This window comes from Serratia sp. AKBS12, assembly GCF_024793895.1.
Taxonomy (GTDB): domain Bacteria; phylum Pseudomonadota; class Gammaproteobacteria; order Enterobacterales; family Enterobacteriaceae; genus Serratia_F.
Map to the genome: position 1 here is coordinate 1 of NZ_JANUSB010000011.1, position 18911 is coordinate 18911.

The 18911-nt window shown below is 56.9% G+C and carries 18 protein-coding genes and 1 other RNA gene; 13 read left to right on the forward strand and 6 right to left on the reverse strand.

The features are described from left to right. Positions 1 to 146 precede the first annotated feature (146 nt). Positions 147 to 1229, reverse strand: coding sequence for a tartrate dehydrogenase (locus NYE85_RS08605; protein ID WP_259004328.1), 1083 nt, complete (start codon positions 1227 to 1229; stop codon positions 147 to 149). A gap of 102 nt (positions 1230 to 1331) precedes the next feature. Between NYE85_RS08605 and NYE85_RS08610 the strand changes: the two genes are divergently transcribed. Then, entirely contained in the window at positions 1332 to 2273 is a 942-nt protein-coding gene (locus NYE85_RS08610) for a LysR family transcriptional regulator (protein WP_259004329.1), read from the forward strand. A 37-nt stretch (positions 2274 to 2310) separates the two neighbouring features. Here NYE85_RS08610 and NYE85_RS08615 read toward each other — a convergent pair whose 3' ends face one another. Continuing rightward, entirely contained in the window at positions 2311 to 2637 is a 327-nt protein-coding gene (locus NYE85_RS08615; protein ID WP_259004330.1) for a putative quinol monooxygenase, read from the reverse strand. 360 nt (positions 2638 to 2997) lie between these two features. Here NYE85_RS08615 and epd point away from each other — a divergent pair, with 360 nt between their 5' ends. The 6 genes from epd (at position 2998) to NYE85_RS08645 (ending at position 9379) form a co-directional block, all read left to right on the forward strand. Then, a complete protein-coding gene (gene epd / locus NYE85_RS08620; RefSeq protein ID WP_259004331.1) occupies positions 2998 to 4014 on the forward strand; it encodes an erythrose-4-phosphate dehydrogenase in 1017 nt (338 codons plus the stop codon). A gap of 74 nt (positions 4015 to 4088) precedes the next feature. Next, the gene (gene pgk, locus NYE85_RS08625; RefSeq protein ID WP_259004332.1) at positions 4089 to 5252 is read left to right on the forward strand and encodes a phosphoglycerate kinase; all 1164 of its coding nucleotides are present in this window, start codon (positions 4089 to 4091) and stop codon (positions 5250 to 5252) included. 241 nt (positions 5253 to 5493) lie between these two features. Continuing rightward, on the forward strand, positions 5494 to 6573 hold the full coding sequence (gene fbaA / locus NYE85_RS08630; protein ID WP_259004333.1) for a class II fructose-bisphosphate aldolase: 1080 nt from the start codon (positions 5494 to 5496) through the stop codon (positions 6571 to 6573). 224 nt (positions 6574 to 6797) lie between these two features. Continuing rightward, positions 6798 to 7667 carry a small-conductance mechanosensitive channel MscS gene (gene mscS / locus NYE85_RS08635; RefSeq protein WP_259004334.1) on the forward strand — a complete coding sequence of 290 codons (870 nt, stop codon included), beginning with the start codon at positions 6798 to 6800 and terminating at the stop codon, positions 7665 to 7667. Positions 7668 to 7850: 183 nt separating this feature from the next. Further along, complete coding sequence (argO, locus tag NYE85_RS08640; protein WP_259004335.1) at positions 7851 to 8465, forward strand: arginine exporter ArgO; 615 nt, start codon at positions 7851 to 7853, stop codon at positions 8463 to 8465. 182 nt (positions 8466 to 8647) lie between these two features. Continuing rightward, positions 8648 to 9379, forward strand: coding sequence for an oxidative stress defense protein (locus NYE85_RS08645; protein ID WP_259004336.1), 732 nt, complete (start codon positions 8648 to 8650; stop codon positions 9377 to 9379). Between the two features lie 52 nt (positions 9380 to 9431). Here NYE85_RS08645 and NYE85_RS08650 read toward each other — a convergent pair whose 3' ends face one another. Beyond that, positions 9432 to 10325, reverse strand: a complete 894-nt coding sequence (locus NYE85_RS08650) for a LysR family transcriptional regulator ArgP (protein ID WP_004958979.1) — start codon at positions 10323 to 10325, stop codon at positions 9432 to 9434. 127 nt (positions 10326 to 10452) lie between these two features. On the opposite strand from NYE85_RS08650, the gene rpiA reads away from it, so the two are divergent. Beyond that, positions 10453 to 11109 (forward strand): ribose-5-phosphate isomerase RpiA, encoded by a 657-nt coding sequence (gene rpiA, locus NYE85_RS08655; RefSeq protein WP_259004337.1) that lies wholly within the window; start codon positions 10453 to 10455, stop codon positions 11107 to 11109. Positions 11110 to 11570: 461 nt separating this feature from the next. Continuing rightward, on the forward strand, positions 11571 to 12809 hold the full coding sequence (gene serA, locus NYE85_RS08660) for a phosphoglycerate dehydrogenase (RefSeq protein WP_259004338.1): 1239 nt from the start codon (positions 11571 to 11573) through the stop codon (positions 12807 to 12809). Between the two features lie 54 nt (positions 12810 to 12863). Here the strand turns inward: serA and NYE85_RS08665 are convergent, their stop codons facing one another. From NYE85_RS08665 to zapA, 3 genes are all read right to left on the reverse strand, one after another. After that, positions 12864 to 13472: a 5-formyltetrahydrofolate cyclo-ligase gene (locus NYE85_RS08665; RefSeq protein WP_259004339.1), complete on the reverse strand. Its 609-nt coding sequence runs from the start codon at positions 13470 to 13472 to the stop codon at positions 12864 to 12866. A 47-nt stretch (positions 13473 to 13519) separates the two neighbouring features. Then, positions 13520 to 13701: non-coding RNA, 6S RNA (ssrS, locus tag NYE85_RS08670), on the reverse strand. Positions 13702 to 13741: 40 nt separating this feature from the next. Continuing rightward, entirely contained in the window at positions 13742 to 14071 is a 330-nt protein-coding gene (gene zapA, locus NYE85_RS08675; protein WP_004958986.1) for a cell division protein ZapA, read from the reverse strand. Positions 14072 to 14379: 308 nt separating this feature from the next. On the opposite strand from zapA, the gene NYE85_RS08680 reads away from it, so the two are divergent. Genes NYE85_RS08680 through ubiI form a run of 4 tightly spaced genes read left to right on the forward strand, consistent with a single transcriptional unit; the run spans position 14380 to position 18742 of the window. Further along, entirely contained in the window at positions 14380 to 14958 is a 579-nt protein-coding gene (locus NYE85_RS08680) for a YecA family protein (RefSeq protein ID WP_259004340.1), read from the forward strand. Positions 14959 to 15014: 56 nt separating this feature from the next. Then, entirely contained in the window at positions 15015 to 16328 is a 1314-nt protein-coding gene (gene pepP / locus NYE85_RS08685; protein ID WP_259004341.1) for a Xaa-Pro aminopeptidase, read from the forward strand. 1 nt (position 16329) lies between these two features. After that, entirely contained in the window at positions 16330 to 17508 is a 1179-nt protein-coding gene (gene ubiH, locus NYE85_RS08690; protein WP_259004342.1) for a 2-octaprenyl-6-methoxyphenyl hydroxylase, read from the forward strand. A gap of 31 nt (positions 17509 to 17539) precedes the next feature. Beyond that, positions 17540 to 18742 (forward strand): FAD-dependent 2-octaprenylphenol hydroxylase, encoded by a 1203-nt coding sequence (gene ubiI / locus NYE85_RS08695; protein WP_259004343.1) that lies wholly within the window; start codon positions 17540 to 17542, stop codon positions 18740 to 18742. The last annotated feature ends 169 nt before the right edge of the window (positions 18743 to 18911 follow it).

Below are 18911 nucleotides of genomic sequence, written 5' to 3' on the forward strand. Positions count from 1 at the left end.
TTAGGTTGCTGACAAAGCAGGAAAAAACGTGGTTTTCCCTGCTTTGTGGCGATCGGCCGAAAATCAATAAATTGATTGACCTCTACTCGCTCTGTGCAGGAATGAGGTTTGTCATCAGTCTGAGCCCGGCTTTCAGCCGGGCTTTTTTATTGCAGTAAATCGGCGATCGCCGCACCGACCTGCTGGGTCGAGGCATCACCCTGCATATCCGGCGTTCGCGGCCCGCTGGCAATGGTGCGTTCAATGGCGGCAAGAATGTCGTCGTGCGCCTGACGGTAGCGACGATCGCCGTCGCCGAGAAAGTCGAGCATCATCGCACCGGCCCAAATCATGGCGATTGGATTGGCAATGTTCCGGCCATAAATATCTGGCGCAGAACCGTGTACCGGCTCGAACAGCGACGGGAAGTCGCGTTGCGGGTTGAGGTTGGCGGAGGGGGCAATGCCGATGGTACCGGTGCAGGCCGGGCCGAGATCCGACAGGATATCGCCGAACAGGTTAGAGGCCACTACCACGTCGAAGCGCTCCGGGTTCAGCACGAAGCGGGCGCAGAGAATGTCGATATGCTGCTTGTCCCAGCGAATATCCGGGTAATGCTGGGCCATCGCCGCGACGCGCTCATCCCAGTACGGCATGCTGATGGCCATGCCGTTGGACTTGGTGGCGGCGGTAAGGGATTTGCGCGGCCGCTGCTGCGCCAGTTCAAAGGCGTATTTTAGGATGCGATCCACCCCTTGACGGGTAAACACCGATTCCTGCACCACCATTTCACGCTCGGTGCCTTCGAACATGCGCCCGCCCAGTGACGAGTACTCGCCTTCGGTGTTTTCCCGCACCACGTAGAAGTCAATGTCACCGGGCTTTTTATTGGCCAGCGGGCAGGCGACGCCGGGGAACAGACGCACCGGACGCAGGTTGACGTATTGGTCGAAGTCGCGGCGAAACTTCAGCAAGGACCCCCACAGCGAGACGTGATCGGGCACTTTGTCCGGCCAGCCGACGGCGCCGAAATAAATGGCGTCGAAGCCCTGTAATCGTTCGAACCAGTCATTCGGTAGCATCTGACCATGTTGCAGATAATAATCGCAGCTGGCCCAGTCAAAGGTGACAAACTCCAGCGAAAGATCCCATTTGGCTGATGCCGCCTGCATGACACGCAGGCCTTCCGGCAATACTTCCTGGCCAATGCCATCGCCCGGTATCGCCGCGATTTTGTAGGTTTTGTTCATCAGAGGTCTCACTTATAGGTCGGGAGGATTGACACCGTTACCATCCTATAATTGACTAACCGTTAATCAATCCGCTAAATGGTAAAACATAAAACACGTATCATGAATAATATGCCGCTGCTGAGTGATTTACGGGTGTTTGTGCTGGTGGCGCGTCGGGCCGGTTTTGCCGCCGCCGCAGAGGAGATGGGGGTATCGCCGGCGTTTATCAGCAAACGCATCGCCTTGCTGGAAAAGGCGTTGAGCGTTTCGTTGCTGCACCGTACCACGCGGCGGGTGGCGATTACCGAAGATGGCGAGCGCATTTATGAATGGGCGCAACGCATCCTCAACGATGTCGATCACATGATGGATGAAGTTTCCACCATTCGTCAGGAACCGCAAGGCACGCTGCGGATTGTCAGCAGCCATGGCTTCAGCCGGCGTTTTATCGCCCCGGCACTGTCGGTGCTGGCGATGCAGTATCCACGACTGGAGCTGCGGCTGGACGTGTCCGACCGGCTGGTGGATCTGGTGAGCGAGGGATTCGATCTGGATATTCGCGTCGGCGACGACATCGCGCCGAACCTGATTGCGCGCAAGCTGGCGGATAACCGGCGTATTCTGTGCGCTTCGCCGGCGTATCTGGCCCGACACGGCATGCCGAAAACGCTGAACGAGCTGTCGGGCCGCGCCTGCCTGGTGATCAAGGAGCGCGATATGCCGTTCGGCATCTGGCGTCTGCAAGGGCCGGGCGGCGAGGAGACCATCAAGGTTACCGGTGCGCTGGCCTCCAACCATGGTGAAATCGTACACCAGTGGTGTCTTGACGGGCAGGGGGTGGCGCTGCGCTCCTATTGGGACGTGCAGGAAAATATCGTCAGCGGCAAGCTGGTGCATATTCTGTCCGATTATTATCAGCCTGCGAATATTTGGGCGGTATATGTTTCACGCTTGGCGACTTCGGCCAAGGTGCGGGTGACGGTGGAGTTTTTACGGCAGTATTTCGAACGGCATTACGGCGGTGCCGCGCCGCAGGCGGAATACTTGTTCAGCCGCGAGTAACACAAGGGCGCATCGCGCCCTTGTTCAAGCGTTCGCTTTATTTCGACTTTTCCAACTGGGTCAATCGTTGCACGTTCAGACTTTCCAGCTTGCCGTCCAGTTCTTCAAGGAAACGATCGTGATAGTCCATGGCGACGTGCTTTTTCAGATCGTCTACCGACGTCCAGCGTTCAATAAACACAAACGACACCTTGCCGGGCTTTTCCAACTCTTTGACGTTGGTTTCCTGGGATTCGTGGAAATCGTACTGCAGGCAACCTGGCTCCAGATGGGTTGGGGCGACCATGGCGCGCGCCGCTTTTCTCACTGCGTCGACGTGTTCGGGAAACGGGGTCAGCGTGGCAACAATTTTGACTTCACTCATTTTAACTCCTTGTAGTGGATTATAGTCATCCCCAAGATAGGGATTCAGGGTGACTGAAAATGTGCGCTAGATCATTTTATTTTCGCAAAATACCGTCCAGTTAACAGCCGGACTGTCCGGGCTGTTCCTTTTCGAAAAACTTTGGTTTATGCTCGGCTGAAGCGTTTCAGTTGAGGCGAATAACTGGCTGAAAGGCTAGAGAGAGCGGTTATTGCGGTAACAGGGTTTACGAATAATGCAACGCAGCGATTCACAGCAGGCAGTGCGCTAAAGTACTCTATGCAGGTTAGCATGATAACCAGTCAGCGCCACCCCATCCGGCGTCAGCACCGACGGGAATGGCCTTCTTCAGGGAGCAGCATGACCATCCGCATAGCGATAAACGGCTTTGGCCGTATTGGCCGCAGCGTTTTACGCGCACTGTATGAATCGGGTCGACGAGCAGAAATCACCGTGGTGGCGATCAACGAGCTGGCAAATGCCGAAGGCATGGCTCACCTGTTGAAATACGACTCCAGCCATGGGCGCTTCGCCTGGGACGTTCGCCAGGAGTGCGATGTGCTGAGCGTGGGCGATGATAGCATTCGTCTGCTGCACCAGCCGGCGGTGGAGCGTTTGCCGTGGGGGGAACTGGGGGTTGACGTGGTGCTCGACTGCAGCGGGGTTTACGGCAGTCGGGCGGATGGCGAGGCGCATCTGGCCGCCGGGGCGAAGAAAGTCCTGTTCGCGCACCCGGGCGGCAACGATCTGGACGCCACCGTGGTATTCGGGGTAAATCACCAGACGCTGCAGGCGGAGCACCGCATCGTGTCCAACGCCTCCTGTACCACCAATTGCATTATTCCGGTCATTAAACTGCTGGACGATGCCTACAGCATTGAATCCGGTACCGTGACCACCATTCACTCCTCGATGAACGATCAGCCAGTAATAGACGCCTATCACGCGGATTTGCGCCGTACCCGTGCGGCAAGCCAGTCGATTATTCCGGTCGATACCAAGCTGGCCGCAGGGATTACCCGCATATTTCCGCAGTTTTGCGATCGTTTTGAAGCGATCTCGGTGCGCGTGCCGACCATCAATGTTACCGCCATCGATCTCAGCGTCAGCGTTAGCGCGGCGGTGAAGGTGGCAGAGGTCAACCAGTTGTTGCAAAAGGCCGCACAGGGATCATTTCGTGGTATAGTTGACTATACGGAACTACCATTAGTCTCGATTGATTTTAACCACGACCCGCACAGTGCCATCGTCGACGGCACCCAGACGCGGGTTAGCGGGCAGCACCTGATCAAGACCTTGGTCTGGTGCGACAATGAATGGGGCTTTGCCAACCGGATGTTGGATACAACACGGGCAATGGCCGCAAGCGGTTTCTAGTACGGCGGCATCCGCGATGATGCGCCGCTCAGGCAACTTTATAGTTTATAGAGAATCAACCAAGAGGGTTCACCATGTCTGTAATCAAGATGTCCGATCTGGATCTGGCGGGAAAACGCGTTCTGATTCGTTCCGATCTGAACGTACCGGTAAAAGACGGTAAAGTGACTTCCGATGCGCGTATCCGCGCCTCCCTGCCGACTATCGAAGCTGCGCTGAAGCAAGGCGCCCGCGTTATGGTGACCTCCCACCTGGGCCGTCCGACCGAAGGCGAGTACAACGAAGAGTTCTCGCTGCTGCCGGTGGTAAACTACCTGAAAGATCATCTGCAAAACCCGGTACGTCTGGCGAAAGACTACCTGGACGGTGTTGACGTGGCCGAAGGCGAGCTGGTGGTGCTGGAAAACGTGCGCTTCAACAAGGGCGAGAAAAAAGACGACGAAACCCTCTCCAAGAAGTATGCGGCGCTGTGCGACGTGTATGTGATGGATGCGTTTGGCACCGCACACCGTGCGCAGGCCTCCACCCATGGCGTGGGCAAGTTCGCACCGGTAGCCTGTGCCGGCCCATTGCTGTCTGGCGAACTGGAAGCCCTGGGCAAAGCGCTGAAAGAACCTGCGCGCCCAATGGTTGCCATCGTTGGCGGTTCTAAAGTATCGACCAAACTGACCGTGCTGGACTCCCTGTCCAAAATTGCCGATCAGCTGATCGTTGGCGGCGGTATTGCCAACACCTTCGTTGCCGCGCAAGGCAACAATGTCGGCCAGTCGCTGTACGAACCCGATCTGATCCCGAACGCCAAAAAACTGCTGGAAACCTGCGACATTCCGGTACCAACCGATGTGCGCGTAGCCACCGAGTTTTCCGAAACTGCCGCAGCAACGGTAAAACAGGCGAACGAAATCCAAGACAGCGAGCAGATTCTGGATATGGGCGACGTCTCAGCCGAGCGTTTGGCCGTTATCCTGAAGAACGCCAAAACCATTCTGTGGAATGGTCCGGTTGGCGTATTCGAGTTCCCTAACTTCCGTAAGGGTACCGAAATCGTTGCACGCGCCATTGCAGAAAGCGACGCTTTCTCGATCGCGGGCGGCGGCGACACCCTGGCAGCGATCGACATGTTCGGTATTGCTGACAAGATCTCCTACATTTCCACCGGCGGTGGCGCATTCCTGGAATTCGTTGAAGGGAAACAGCTGCCGGCAGTGGTGATGCTGGAACAACGCGCTAAGCAGTAATTCAGACAACGGGAGGCGAAAGCCGCCCGTTTGTTTTATACCGCTCTGCTACGGCGGCGCGGCATGAAAAATCGATTTACCTCCATCTCTACCCAACGGATTTCGAGGTGTGGCAGGCGGCGATCGAACTGACCTCTCGCCAGCCGGCACAGCCGGGCAGGCACGGCAAGTAAGGGATGCCAATGTCGCCGCGTCTTGAAAGACGAAGGGTATAACGGCCAACGAAACAGGACAAAGTAACATGTCTAAAATTTTTGATTTCGTAAAACCGGGTGTCATCACGGGTGATGACGTTCAGAAAGTATTCGCAGTAGCCAAAGAGAACAACTTTGCGTTGCCAGCAGTCAACTGTGTGGGGACCGACTCCATCAACGCGGTGCTTGAAGCTGCGGCGAAAGTGCGTTCACCTGTCATCGTTCAGTTCTCCAACGGCGGTGCCGCGTTCATCGCAGGCAAAGGCGTGAAAACTGACGTGCCACAGGGCGCTGCGATTCTGGGCGCAATCTCCGGCGCGCATCACGTTCATCAGATGGCTGAACACTACGGCGTGCCGGTTATCCTGCATACCGACCACTGTGCGAAGAAACTGCTGCCATGGATCGACGGCCTGCTGGATGCCGGCGAGAAGCACTTTGCCGCTACCGGCAAACCGCTGTTCTCTTCCCACATGATCGATCTGTCTGAAGAATCACTGGAAGAAAACATCGAAATCTGCGGCAAGTACCTGGCACGTATGGCGAAGCTGGGCATGACGCTGGAAATCGAACTGGGTTGCACCGGCGGTGAAGAAGACGGCGTGGACAACAGCCACATGGATGCTTCTGCGCTGTATACCCAACCGGAAGACGTGGCTTATGCGTACGAAAAACTGAACGCCATCAGCCCGCGTTTCACCATCGCTGCCTCCTTCGGCAACGTGCACGGCGTGTACAAGCCAGGCAACGTAAAACTGACGCCAACCATTCTGCGTGATTCTCAGGACTACGTTTCCAAGAAGTACAACCTGCCGCACAACAGCCTGAACTTCGTGTTCCACGGCGGTTCCGGTTCAAGCGATGCCGAGATCAAAGAGTCCGTCAGCTACGGCGTGATCAAAATGAACATCGATACCGATACCCAATGGGCGACCTGGGACGGCATCCTGCAATATTACAAACAAAACGAAGGTTATCTGCAAAGCCAGCTGGGCAATCCGAAAGGTGCAGATCAGCCGAACAAGAAATACTACGATCCCCGCGTCTGGCTGCGCGCTGCGCAAACCAGCATGGTGACTCGTCTGGAGCAGGCATTCAAAGATCTGAACGCTATCGACGTTCTGTAATCTTGCTGCCCGGTGTGCTATGCCGCACCGTTCGCTCGACCTGCAAAGGCTCCCGCTGGGAGCCTTTGTTTTTTGGCGCGCTACGGATTTCGTCGGCGACGTTTTTTTGCCAAAATTGGCATCACGCTACATTGTTGGTTACCCTTACCTGGGTGGTTTGTGCACCGGGCATACCGGTGCTTTTGCTATTTCTCCCTCGGGGAGCTTTAAAGTAGGACGTTAGAATGGAAGATCTCAACGTAGTAAACGGCATTAACAGTGCCGGTAACTGGCTGGTGAAAAACCAGGATTTATTGATTCAGTATGCGGTAAACGTGATCGCGGCAATTGCCATCTTGATCGTGGGGTCGATCCTTGCCCGCATGATTGGCAACGCGCTGAACCGGGTATTGAAACTGCGTGGTATTGATGCCACGGTCGCCGACTTCCTGTCCGCGATGGCGCGCTACAGCATCCTGGCGTTCACCTTTATTGCCGTATTGGGCCGGGTGGGCGTGCAGACGACCTCGGTTATCGCGGTACTCGGTGCCGCCGGTCTGGCGGTTGGCCTGGCACTGAAGGACTCGTTGTCCAACTTTTCCGCCGGCGTGCTGCTGGTGGCCTTCCGCCCGATCCGTGCCGGTGAGTACGTCGATCTGGGCGGCATTGCCGGCACCGTCGATCAGGTGCAGATTTTTTCCACTACCATGCGCACCCCGGATAACAAAACTATTGTGGTGCCAAACGGTAAAATCATCGCCGGCAATATCATCAACTATTCGCGTGAACCTAACCGTCGGGTGGATATCGTGGTCGGCGTAGCCTACGACGCCGACATCGATCTGGTGAAGAAAGTGCTGAACGAGGTGATTGCCAACGACAAACGCATTATGCATGAGAAGGGTGTTACCGTACGCCTGAACGAGATGGCTGCCTCTTCGCTGAACTTCGTCACTCGCTCATGGACCACCAACGCCCAATATTGGGACGTATACTTCGACCTGATGGAAAACTTCAAGCGTGCGCTGGATGCCAACAGCATCGGCATCCCGTACCCGCAGATGGATGTGCACGTGCGCCATATCGAAAAGGCGCCGGCGCAGCAGCCGGAGTAATCCGTCAGATAGCACGACATAGGGAGCTTCGGCTCCCTTTTTTATTGCCCGATCGGCCCAATCAGTTTGGCTAATGAATGATTAGAACTATCCATTTCCCCTAATAATCATCCCCTCGTATGATGCGCGTATTGACCCGTACGCGCCCTCGTCAGGCGCCTGTTGACCTTTCAGAGGAACACCATGTTAACCGTCTTTTTACAGGGTTTTGCCCTGAGCGCCGCGATGATCCTGCCGCTCGGGCCGCAAAACGTTTTTGTGATGAATCAGGGGATCCGTCGACAATATCATCTGATGATCGCCTCGCTGTGCGCGCTGAGTGACATCGCACTGATCTGCGCCGGCATTTTCGGCGGTAGCGCGCTGCTGGGGCGGTCGCCGTTGCTGTTAACGCTGGTGACCTGGGGGGGAGTGGCGTTCCTGTTGTGGTACGGCTGGGGGGCGTTTCGCAGCGCTTTCAGCCAACACCTTGCCGTAGCCAGCGCACAGGAGATGAAACAAAGCCGTTGGCGCCTGCTGGCCACCATGCTGGCGGTCACCTGGTTGAATCCGCATGTCTATCTGGACACCTTTGTCGTGCTTGGTAGCCTGGGGGGGCAGTTGGCGCCGGAGGTGCGTTCCTGGTTTGCCTTTGGCGCAGTCAGCGCGTCGATCACCTGGTTCTTTGCACTGGCACTGCTGGCCGCCTGGCTGGCGCCGTGGCTGAAGACCCCGTTGGCGCAACGGACCGTCAACGTTCTGGTAGGGGTGGTGATGTGGTTGATTGCCGCGCAGTTGGCGTGGCAAGGCGCCCATTAACAAGAATTTGTCACTAATCTGAATTTAAAACACCGGGCGATATGCTACGTTTGATGACAAGGAACCCGTTGTTGTCCCCATCTTCAGTTGCTTGAGTAAATTTCTGCAAATTTGCTTTCGATTGGCTGTCGGTTGAGGATGATCGGCGAGTAATCAGAACAGCCTGTCATTAAGGAGACACTGTGAAGCTTAAAGCATTGGCTATGGCCGCAATGGTTGGATTAGGGACGCTGCCTTTGGCGCTGCATGCGGCGGAAGTACCGGAAGGGCCACATGTGGTCACGTCTGGTACCGCCAGCGTCGACGCCACCCCAGATATTGCAACGTTGGCAATTGAAGTCAGCGTGTCCTCCAAGGATGCGGCACAGGCGAAGAAACAGGTTGATGAGCGCGTGGCGCAATATTTCGACTTCCTGCAAAAAAACGGCATCGAGAAGAAAGACATCAGCGCCGCCAATCTACGCACGCAACCGGAATACGATTACCTGAAAACCGGCGAATCGGTGTTGAAAGGTTACCGTGCGGTGCGTCAGGTACAGGTGACGCTGCGTAAACTGGACAAGTTGAACGAACTGCTGGACGGGGCGCTGAAATCTGGCCTGAACGAGATCCGCGCCGTTGAACTGGGGGTCGCCAACCCGGACGTTTACCGCCAGCAGGCACGCGCGAAGGCGATTGAAAACGCCACCCAGCAGGCTGCCTCACTGGCACAGGGCTTCAAAGCCAAACTGGGCCCGGTTTACAGCATTCGCTATCACGTTGCCAACTACCAGCCAATGCCGGTGGCGCGCATGTACAAAGCCGCCAGCGACGCGCCGGAAAACAGCGCTGCGCAAACCTACGAGCAGCAAAGTATTCACTTTGACGATCAGGTGGACGTGGTGTTCGAACTGCAGCGTAACGCAGCGCAGTAGAGCGCCACAGCAGCAAGCAAATGAAAGGTTCGCCACGGCGAACCTTTTCTTTTTAGTCCTGACGCAACACCTGGTGCCCGTGCGCCAGCAACGCATCGGTCACTTTGCGCATCATGCGGCTTTCCGGTGCAAAGCGGTGCCAGAACAGCATGCGGCGCTGAAACAGGCCCGGAGTCAGATCGATCAGTTCGCCGGACGCCAGCTCTTTTTCTATTTGCAGGTGCGGGATCATACAGCAGGTGGTGCCTTGCCGCGCCAGTTGAACAAAGGCTTCGGACGAGTTGACGATGTGGCACGGCACGCTGCCCGGCGACAGGTCGAAGTTTTGCTGTAAAAAAGCCTGATGCATGTCGTCGAGGTGATCGAAGGCCACCGCCGGTGCTTTCAGCAGCGCGGAGCGGGTCACGCCGTTAGGGAAATAGCGCTCGGCAAAGCCCGGCGAGGCGACGAACAGATAATCCAGCGCGCCCAGCTGATCCACCAGGCAGCTCGGTAGCGGCTGCGGCTGGATACTGACCGCGCCTACCACTTCGCCGCGGCGCAGGCGTTCCTGGGTGCGGGTTTCATCTTCCACCTGCAGATTCAGGCGAATTGGCGAATCCGCCAGAACCGGTTTGAGCGCCGGCAGCAACCAGGTGGCCAGACTGTCGGCGTTGACCGCCAGCGACAGCAGCAGCGGCGTATCAACGCCGGTATCGTTGCCCAGCCACTCTTCTTCCAGCAGCTCTACCTGATGCAGCAGGGCCAGCAGTTTCTGCCCCTGTTCGGTGGGGCGCGGCGGCACGGTGCGAACCAGTAACGGCTGACCGAACAGGTTTTCCAACTGTTTAATGCGTTGAGATACCGCCGATTGAGTGATGCAGAGTTTTTGTGCCGCGCGCTCAAAGCCACGCTCACGGATCACCGCGTCCAGCGCCTGTAGCGTTCTATAGTCTGGGCGTTTCATCGGAGAGATATCCCTTAAAGTCGTTTGATTTAGGCACTATGCCACAATTTGTGATCCTGCCGGAGTGCAAAACAGCGAATTACCTTATAATACGCACACGTTTTCGTACATAGGCAATGTAAATACCATGACGCAGGATGAACTGAAAAAAGCGGTAGGCTGGGCGGCGCTGGAATATGTCAAACCGGATACCATCGTCGGGGTGGGGACCGGCTCTACCGCGGCGCACTTTATCGACGCGCTGGGATCGATCAAACATCAGATCAAGGGCGCAGTCTCCAGTTCCGACGCCTCGACCGCCAAGCTGAAAAGTCTGGGGATCCCGGTGTTCGACAGCAATGAAGTTGACGAGCTGGATATTTACGTCGACGGTGCCGACGAGATCAATGGCCATATGCAGATGATCAAGGGCGGCGGCGCGGCGCTGACGCGCGAGAAAATCATCGCTGCCATTGCACGTCAGTTCATTTGCATTGCTGACGCCTCCAAACAGGTTGAAGTATTGGGAAAATTCCCGCTGCCGGTGGAAGTGATCCCGATGGCGCGTTCCTATGTCGCGCGCGAACTGGTGAAGCTCGGCGGGCTGCCGGAATACCGTCAGAACGTGGTGACCGATAACGGCAACGTGATCCTCGACGTGCATAATCTGAACATCCTTGATGCTATCGCGCTGGAAAATAAGATCAACGGCATCGCCGGCGTGGTGACCGTTGGGCTGTTTGCCAATCGTGGTGCCGACATTGCGCTGATCGGTACCCCTAACGGGGTCAAGGTGGTCAAATAAGCCGTTAGCCGCCGTGGTCCGGGCAATCGCCGCCGCTGCGCGGCGTGTATCGTCGCATTGAGCATTGGCAAACCGCTGGGGCCGCGTTCGGCATAATTTATGGCAGAAAACATGTTTTATTTATCACGGTAAATTTGGTGACATATGTCACATCTTGGTAATAATTTCCGTTAAGCTTCCGCCAATTTCTTTCCCTATAGCATTTTCCACCAGAATCGTCCGGCTGCCTTTGGCCTTGTGCTGACGGGCAGGCAATCGTTTGTATTGCCGCTGGCGTTATTTTTGTTATGTTGGTGCTGTGCTGTTCCATTTGTAGCGAAATTTTTACGTGGCAACACGGCAGCGAACGAGCCATGCCGGGCAGGTGGGGCGCTGACGCGCAGCCATGGCAAGCCAACGTGAAAACCGGCTGGATCTGGATAACGCAGCCGCTTCTGAAGTCTGAACATAGGGTCGGGTAAATGGCAAAAGTATCATTGGAGAAAGACAGGATTAAGTTCCTGTTAGTGGAAGGGGTTCATCAGAGTACGGTAGATAACCTGCGCGCAGCCGGTTATACCAACATCGAATACCATAAAGGTGCATTAGACACCGAATCGCTTAAGGCATCGATCCGCGATGCTCACTTCATCGGCATTCGATCGCGTACGCATCTGACCGAGGAAGTTTTTGCCGCCGCCGAGAAACTGGTCGCGGTGGGCTGTTTTTGCATCGGCACCAACCAGGTTGATTTGAAAGCGGCGACCAAACGCGGTATTCCGGTGTTTAACGCGCCATTCTCCAATACCCGATCCGTGGCTGAAATGGTGCTGGGTGAGCTGCTGCTGATGTTGCGCGGCATTCCGGCTGCCAATGCCAAAGCACACCGTGGCGTGTGGAACAAGCTGGCCGTCGGGTCGTTTGAAGCGCGCGGCAAAAAGCTCGGCATCATTGGCTATGGCCATATCGGTACCCAATTGGGCATTCTGGCTGAAGGGCTAGGAATGAAAGTGTTCTTCTACGACATCGAAAACAAGCTGCCACTGGGCAATGCGCAACAGGTGCGTCATCTGTCGGACCTGCTGAACATGAGCGACGTGGTGACGCTGCACGTGCCGGAAACGCTATCTACCAGGAACATGATGGGCCAGGAAGAGCTGGCACTGATGAAGCCGGGCGCGATCCTGATTAACGCCTCACGCGGTACGGTAGTGGATATTCCTGCGTTGTGCGATGCATTGGCCAGCAACCATCTGGCGGGGGCGGCGATCGATGTGTTCCCGGAAGAACCGGCAACCAACAGCGATCCGTTCAACTCGCCGTTGTGTGAGTTTGATAACGTGATCCTGACGCCACATATTGGCGGCTCCACTCAGGAAGCGCAGGAAAACATCGGTGATGAAGTGGCCGGCAAACTGGCGAAGTACTCCGACAATGGCTCTACGCTGTCAGCAGTCAACTTCCCGGAAGTGTCGCTGCCGGCGCATGGCCCGAACGCCAGCCGTCTGCTGCACATTCACCAAAACCGCCCTGGCGTGCTGACGCAGATTAACCAGATCTTTGCGGAAGAGGGCGTCAACATTGCGGCGCAGTATCTGCAAACCGGCCCGGAAATCGGCTATGTGGTGATTGATGTCGAAGCGGAAACCGAGCGTGCCGATGCGGCACTGCAGCGCATGAAAGCCATTCAGGGCACCATCCGTGCCCGTCTGCTGTTGTAACCAGAATTGCGCTAACGCGACCATTCCCAAGGCCGGCTTAGCCCGGCCTTTTTGTTATTCGACGATCTGCCACGCCCAGACCGTTGACGGGGTGATAATCTCCGGCAGCGGAACATCCCAATGCTCTGCCGGCAAGGCGTCGACCTGCTGGCAATCGTGCGCCAAACCGATCGGGTAAGGACCTCCATGCTGCCAGTGCTGCAGTGTGCGATCGTAAAATCCGCCGCCCATCCCCAGCCGTTGTCCAGTATGGTCGAAGGCAACCAGTGGTGCCAATATGATGTCCAACTGCCGGGTTGGCAACACGTTGCGGACGTCGAGCTGCGGTTCAACAATATTGAAACGGTTGTGAGTCATCGGCGTTTCGGCGGTATAGCGCAAGAACAGCAAGTGTCCGGCGCTGAACGGATGCAGCACCGGCAGATACAGCTGTTTGTTCATCTGCCACAGGCGTTCGATCAGCGGGCGGGTGTCGAGCTCCCCGTCAAACGACAGGAATGCCGCGATGCGTCGTGCTGCGGCAATGCGCGGATGAGCGGCGATGCGCTCGGCGATCTGTTCGGCAAACAGCTTTTGTGATGCAGGCGATAACGCTCGGCGTTGCTGACGGATATGGTTACGGATGGCCTGACGTTGTATGGCGAACTGAGGCTGAAAAGGCATAGTTTGCATGGCGCGTTGTGATGGGTGGCCCCATAAACCGCATGAAGGGAATCTCCGAGATGCCGTCGCAGGCTGTAACCCTTGAACCCATGGTTCAAGGTGAACGTGCTGTCGCAATCTTAAGGCTTCTCGACGGGCGAGCATGCACACCGATCGCGGAGCATCACATTCTGTTGGTACTAAATATCGGCTCAGGGGACTGGCCCGCTGGCGAACATCTCAGAGAAATTTTTTACTCATTGTCGAGGCTGTCGCTTCAACAACTTAAGTTATTCGAATTGTGCATCCTGACGGTCAGCGATGCGACCTTGTTCAAGCAGCGCCTGTTCAATGGTCTGTTGCAGCATGCGGATGCGTTGTTCCATATTGGCCGCATAATCGCGCGTTTTCAAGCGTTCTTGTGCAAGTTCGTGACAAACATTCAAAGCTGCGATGAAAACCAACTGCTCAGTATTTGTGACTCTAGTGCGAACTTTAAGATCTTGCAACCGTTGGTTAAGATCGTCCGCCGCCATGTTCAACGCATCTTGTTGTTCTGGCGGGCAATTGACTCTTAACGAGCGGCCAAAAATTTGAATATCTACCGGTTGTGCAGACATGCCACCTTCCTGCCTAAATTTCGCGCCAGCCTCGGTCTGCCGAAGCGGGCGACACTATATATACCCTAGTACCGAGATACAACCCCTTTTTACCAGTACCTGGTTGTAATCTACTGTGCGGCGCGGCGCCAGTCAAAAAACGGTGTCAAAATGCGGACATAACGCCATTTTTATCCCGGACGGTACCGAGTGAACCCTAGCACATACCGATTATAACTAGCCACTGTGGGGGCGTGCTTATCTGGTATAACCACGGACCTTGGTGGTAGCATAACACGAACTTATCCTGCCAACGATGACGAATACGCATGTCTATACAGAATACATTTCCAAGTTACCAATCTTTGACCGTTGCCCTCAAGGGGCAGTCGGTGGCATTGACCGCAGCCGAAATGCACGGCTTGCTCAGCGGTATGCTGTGCGGCGGCAGTCGTGACGCCAGCTGGCAAACGCTGATGCACGATCTGACCAACGACGGCGTGGCCTTTCCGCAGGCGTTGAGCCTGCCGTTGCAACAACTGTATGAAATTACTCGTGAAACGCTGGAAGACGATGAGTTCATGTTTCAGTTGATGATGCCGGACGGTGAGGCGGTGACGGTATTTGAACGCGCCGATGCGCTGGCAGGCTGGGTGAACCACTTCCTGCTTGGCCTGGGGATGATGCAGCCGAAGCTGGCGCAGGTGAAGGACGAAGTGGGCGAGGCGATTGACGATTTGCGCAACATCGCGCAACTGGGTTACGACGAAGACGAAGACCAGGAAGAGCTGGAGCAGTCGCTGGAAGAAGTGGTGGAGTACGTGCGCGTCGCGGCGATCCTTTGCCATACCGAATTCAGCCGCCGCAAGCCAACCGCGCCGGAAAACGTCAAACCCACGCTACACTAAACCGCAGGTTACTTGCGTATCGCTCACCAGCAGCAGACAGATTTCAGGAGAGGGACATGACTCAGCAGGAATACCAGAATCGCCGGCAGGCGCTATTGGCTAAAATGGCGCCGGCCAGTGCGGCGGTGATTTTCTCGGCGCCGGAAGCAACGCGCAGTGCAGATTCAGAATATCCTTACCGCCAGAACAGCGATTTTTACTACCTCACCGGTTTTAACGAGCCGGAAGCGGTATTGATCCTGGTGAAAAGTGACGAGACGCATAATCACAGCGTATTGTTCAACCGGGTTCGCGATCTGACGGCAGAAATCTGGTTCGGTCGCCGCCTGGGGCAGGACGCAGCACCGGCCAAACTCGGCGTGGACCGCGCGTTGCCGTTTGATGAGATCAATGATCAACTGCATCTGCTGCTCAACGGTCTGGACGTGGTGTATCACGCCCAGGGCGAATATGACTATGCGGATGCCATTCTGTTTGCCGCACTGGGGCGGTTGCGCAACGGGTTCCGCCAGAACCTGCAGGCGCCGGCCAGCGTAACCGACTGGCGGCCGTGGCTGCATGACATGCGGCTGTTCAAGTCGGCGGAAGAGCTTGCCGTGATGCGCCGCGCCGGCGAAATCAGCGCGCAGGCGCACACCCGGGCGATGGAAAAATGCCGCCCGGGGATGTTTGAATATCAGCTGGAAGCGGAAATACACCACGAATTTACTCGCCTGGGGGCGCGTTACCCGGCTTATAACACCATCGTCGGCAGCGGCGAAAACGGCTGCATCCTGCATTACACCGAAAACGAAAGCGAAATGCGTGACGGCGATCTGGTGCTGATTGACGCCGGTTGCGAGTATCAAGGCTATGCGGGTGACATTACCCGCACCTTCCCGGTTAACGGCAGGTTCAGCCAGCCGCAGCGTGCGGTATATGACATCGTGCTGGCGTCACTGCATTATGCGCTTGGGGCCTTCAAACCAGGCACAAGCATCCGCCAAGTGAATGACGAGGTGGTGCGCATCATGGTCAAGGGCCTGGTTGGTCTGGGGGTGATGAAAGGCGACGTGGAGCAGTTGATCGCCGAGCAGGCACATCGCCAGTTCTTTATGCATGGCCTGAGTCACTGGCTGGGGCTGGACGTCCACGATGTGGGCCACTACGGTACGCCAAGCCGCGATCGGCTGCTGGAACCGGGCATGGTGCTGACGGTTGAACCGGGCCTGTACATCGCTCCGAACGCCGAGGTGCCAGAGGAGTATCGCGGCATCGGCATTCGTATCGAAGATGATATTCTGATCACTGCCGACGGTAATGAAAATCTGACCGCACAGGTAGTAAAAGACGCCGATGCCATTGAAGCGCTGATGGCGGCGGCAAGATAACATGAGCGTAATCATAGTTGGCGGCGGCATGGCCGGCGCGACGCTGGCACTGGCCCTGTCGTCGCTTACGCAGGGACAGGTGAAGATCGATCTGATCGAGGCGACGCCGCCGGACGATCGTTCCCATCCGGGATTTGACGCACGGGCGATTGCCCTGGCGCAGGGAACCTGCCAACAGCTGGACCGTATCGGCGTCTGGCCGGCGTTGCGCGATTGCGCTACTGCGATTACTCATGTGCACGTTAGCGATCGCGGCCACGCCGGCTTCGTCAATCTGCGCGCGCAGGATTATCAGGTAGCAGCGCTTGGCCAGGTGATTGAACTGTACGACGCCGGTCAGCGGCTGTTTGCGCTACTGGCCAAGGCACCAGGCGTGACGTTGCACTGTCCGGCCAGGGTGCTGGAGGTGCAGCGCAGCGTCGATCATGCCGAGGTTCAGTTGGATAATGGCCAGCGCTTGAGTGGCCAATTGCTGGTCGCCGCGGACGGTTCGCGTTCTGCACTGGCGCAGGCGTGCAATATGCACTGGCAGCGGCGGGATTATCCGCAGTTCGCCACCATCGCCAACCTCACCACCGAACAGGATCCGCAAGGGCGAGCCTTCGAGCGCTTTACCCGCCATGGGCCGCTGGCGCTGTTGCCGATGAGTCACGGCCGCAGTTCGTTGGTATGGTGTCATGCGCGTAGCGATCGTGAGCGGGTCGACGGCTGGAACGACGCGCAGTTTCTAGCCGAGCTGCAACAGGCGTTTGGCTGGCGTCTGGGGCGTATGCTGAAGGTTGGTAAACGCCACAGCTACCCGCTCAGCTTGCTCACCGCCAACCAGCACGTCACCCATCGCCTGGCGCTGGTGGGCAACGCCGCGCAAACGCTGCATCCGATTGCCGGGCAGGGATTCAATCTGGGCCTGCGTGACGTAATGACGCTGGCGGAAACTCTGGCCGCAGCGGCAGAGTGCGGCGAAGATCTAGGTGCCTTTACGCTGCTGAGCCACTACCAGCAGCGGCGGCAGCAAGACCAGCAGGCGACGGTTGGCGTCACCGATGGCCTGATCTCCCTGTTCGCTAATCGTTATGCGCCGTTGGTGGTGGGTCGCAATCTGGGGTTGATGGCGATGGAACACCTGCCGCCGGTGCGCGATGCGTTTGCCAAGCGTACTCTGGGCTGGGTCGATCGCTAATATTTAATGCGTTTTTAAGGAATCAAGCAGCATGCAATCATTTGATGTGGTTATCGCCGGTGGCGGTATGGTCGGGCTGGCATTGGCCTGCGGCTTGCAGGGGAGTGGCCTGCGGGTTGCGGTGCTGGAGCACCATCAGCCGGACATGTCACCGCCGCCGCAACGGCCGGCACTGCGCGTTTCCGCCATTAACGCCGCCAGCGAACGCCTGCTGCAACAGATAGGCGTATGGGATGAGATTATGCAACTGCGCGCCAGCGCGTATAACGCGATGGAAGTGTGGGATCGCGACAGCTTTGGCAAAATTGCCTTCAGCGGCGATGAGTGCGGATTCAGTCATCTTGGCCACATTATTGAAAACGACGTGATCCAGCAGGTGTTATGGCGTAAGGCACAGGCATCATCGGATCTGACCATGATTACCCCGGCGGCGTTGAAACAGGTAGCGTGGGGCGAAAACGACGCGTTCATCACGCTGGACGACGGCCGCATGCTGAGCGCCCGGCTGGTGGTGGGGGCCGACGGTGCCCATTCGTGGCTACGTCAGCATGCCGATATCCCGTTGACCTTCTGGGACTATCGCCACAGCGCGCTGGTCGCCACCATCCGCACCGCCGAGCCGCACCAGGCGACCGCGCGGCAAGTGTTCCACGGCGACGGTATTCTGGCGTTTCTGCCGTTCAGCGATCCGCATCTGTGTTCGATCGTCTGGTCGGTGGCGCCGGAAGAAGCCGAGCGCTTGCAACAGTTGCCGCCGGAACGGTTCAACCGCGAGCTGGGCATCACCTTTGACATGCGTCTCGGGGCATGCTCAGTGGAAAGTGAACGGCTGACCTTCCCGCTGATCGGCCGCTATGCGCGTAATTTTGCCGGCCACCGATTGGCGCTGGTGGGCGATGCGGCGCATACCGTGCACCCGTTGGCCGGGCAGGGGGTCAACCTGGGCTTTATGGACGCGGCGGAGTTGATCTCCGAGCTGAAGCGTCTGCAACGCCAGGGCAAGGATCTTGGTCAGCACCTGTATCTGCGCCGCTATGAGCGCCGCCGCAAGCATGGTGCGGCGGTGATGCTGGCCAGCATGCAGGGCTTCCGTGAACTGTTTGACGGCAACAACCCGGCCAAGAAACTGCTGCGCGATCTGGGGTTGCGCCTGGCAGACAGCCTGCCGGGCGTGAAGCCGAAACTGGTGCGTCAGGCGATGGGTCTCAATGACCTGCCAGAGTGGCTGGCCTAGCCGTCCGGCTGTGCTGGCCGGCGGCTGCCGGCAAAATCCGCGCTGTTCTTTTCTCGACTGCCACGCTGTTTTCATCGGCAAAATACCGTGGCGTCATAAACTTTGCTTATTATCCCCTTCATTTGAAATAAACTAATTTCACCCAAATTTTTGCATTACTTTTTCTAAT

Excerpts from the sequence above, each read along its gene's own strand:
- NYE85_RS08605 (WP_259004328.1), bottom strand. The coding sequence starts at position 1,229 with ATGAACAAAACCTACAAAATCGCGGCGATACCGGGCGATGGCATTGGC.
- NYE85_RS08610 (WP_259004329.1), top strand. The coding sequence starts at position 1,332 with ATGAATAATATGCCGCTGCTGAGTGATTTACGGGTGTTTGTGCTGGTG.
- NYE85_RS08615 (WP_259004330.1), bottom strand. The coding sequence starts at position 2,637 with ATGAGTGAAGTCAAAATTGTTGCCACGCTGACCCCGTTTCCCGAACAC.
- epd (WP_259004331.1), top strand. The coding sequence starts at position 2,998 with ATGACCATCCGCATAGCGATAAACGGCTTTGGCCGTATTGGCCGCAGC.
- pgk (WP_259004332.1), top strand. The coding sequence starts at position 4,089 with ATGTCTGTAATCAAGATGTCCGATCTGGATCTGGCGGGAAAACGCGTT.
- fbaA (WP_259004333.1), top strand. The coding sequence starts at position 5,494 with ATGTCTAAAATTTTTGATTTCGTAAAACCGGGTGTCATCACGGGTGAT.
- mscS (WP_259004334.1), top strand. The coding sequence starts at position 6,798 with ATGGAAGATCTCAACGTAGTAAACGGCATTAACAGTGCCGGTAACTGG.
- argO (WP_259004335.1), top strand. The coding sequence starts at position 7,851 with ATGTTAACCGTCTTTTTACAGGGTTTTGCCCTGAGCGCCGCGATGATC.
- NYE85_RS08650 (WP_004958979.1), bottom strand. The coding sequence starts at position 10,325 with ATGAAACGCCCAGACTATAGAACGCTACAGGCGCTGGACGCGGTGATC.
- rpiA (WP_259004337.1), top strand. The coding sequence starts at position 10,453 with ATGACGCAGGATGAACTGAAAAAAGCGGTAGGCTGGGCGGCGCTGGAA.
- serA (WP_259004338.1), top strand. The coding sequence starts at position 11,571 with ATGGCAAAAGTATCATTGGAGAAAGACAGGATTAAGTTCCTGTTAGTG.
- NYE85_RS08665 (WP_259004339.1), bottom strand. The coding sequence starts at position 13,472 with ATGCCTTTTCAGCCTCAGTTCGCCATACAACGTCAGGCCATCCGTAAC.
- zapA (WP_004958986.1), bottom strand. The coding sequence starts at position 14,071 with ATGTCTGCACAACCGGTAGATATTCAAATTTTTGGCCGCTCGTTAAGA.
- NYE85_RS08680 (WP_259004340.1), top strand. The coding sequence starts at position 14,380 with ATGTCTATACAGAATACATTTCCAAGTTACCAATCTTTGACCGTTGCC.
- pepP (WP_259004341.1), top strand. The coding sequence starts at position 15,015 with ATGACTCAGCAGGAATACCAGAATCGCCGGCAGGCGCTATTGGCTAAA.
- ubiH (WP_259004342.1), top strand. The coding sequence starts at position 16,330 with ATGAGCGTAATCATAGTTGGCGGCGGCATGGCCGGCGCGACGCTGGCA.
- ubiI (WP_259004343.1), top strand. The coding sequence starts at position 17,540 with ATGCAATCATTTGATGTGGTTATCGCCGGTGGCGGTATGGTCGGGCTG.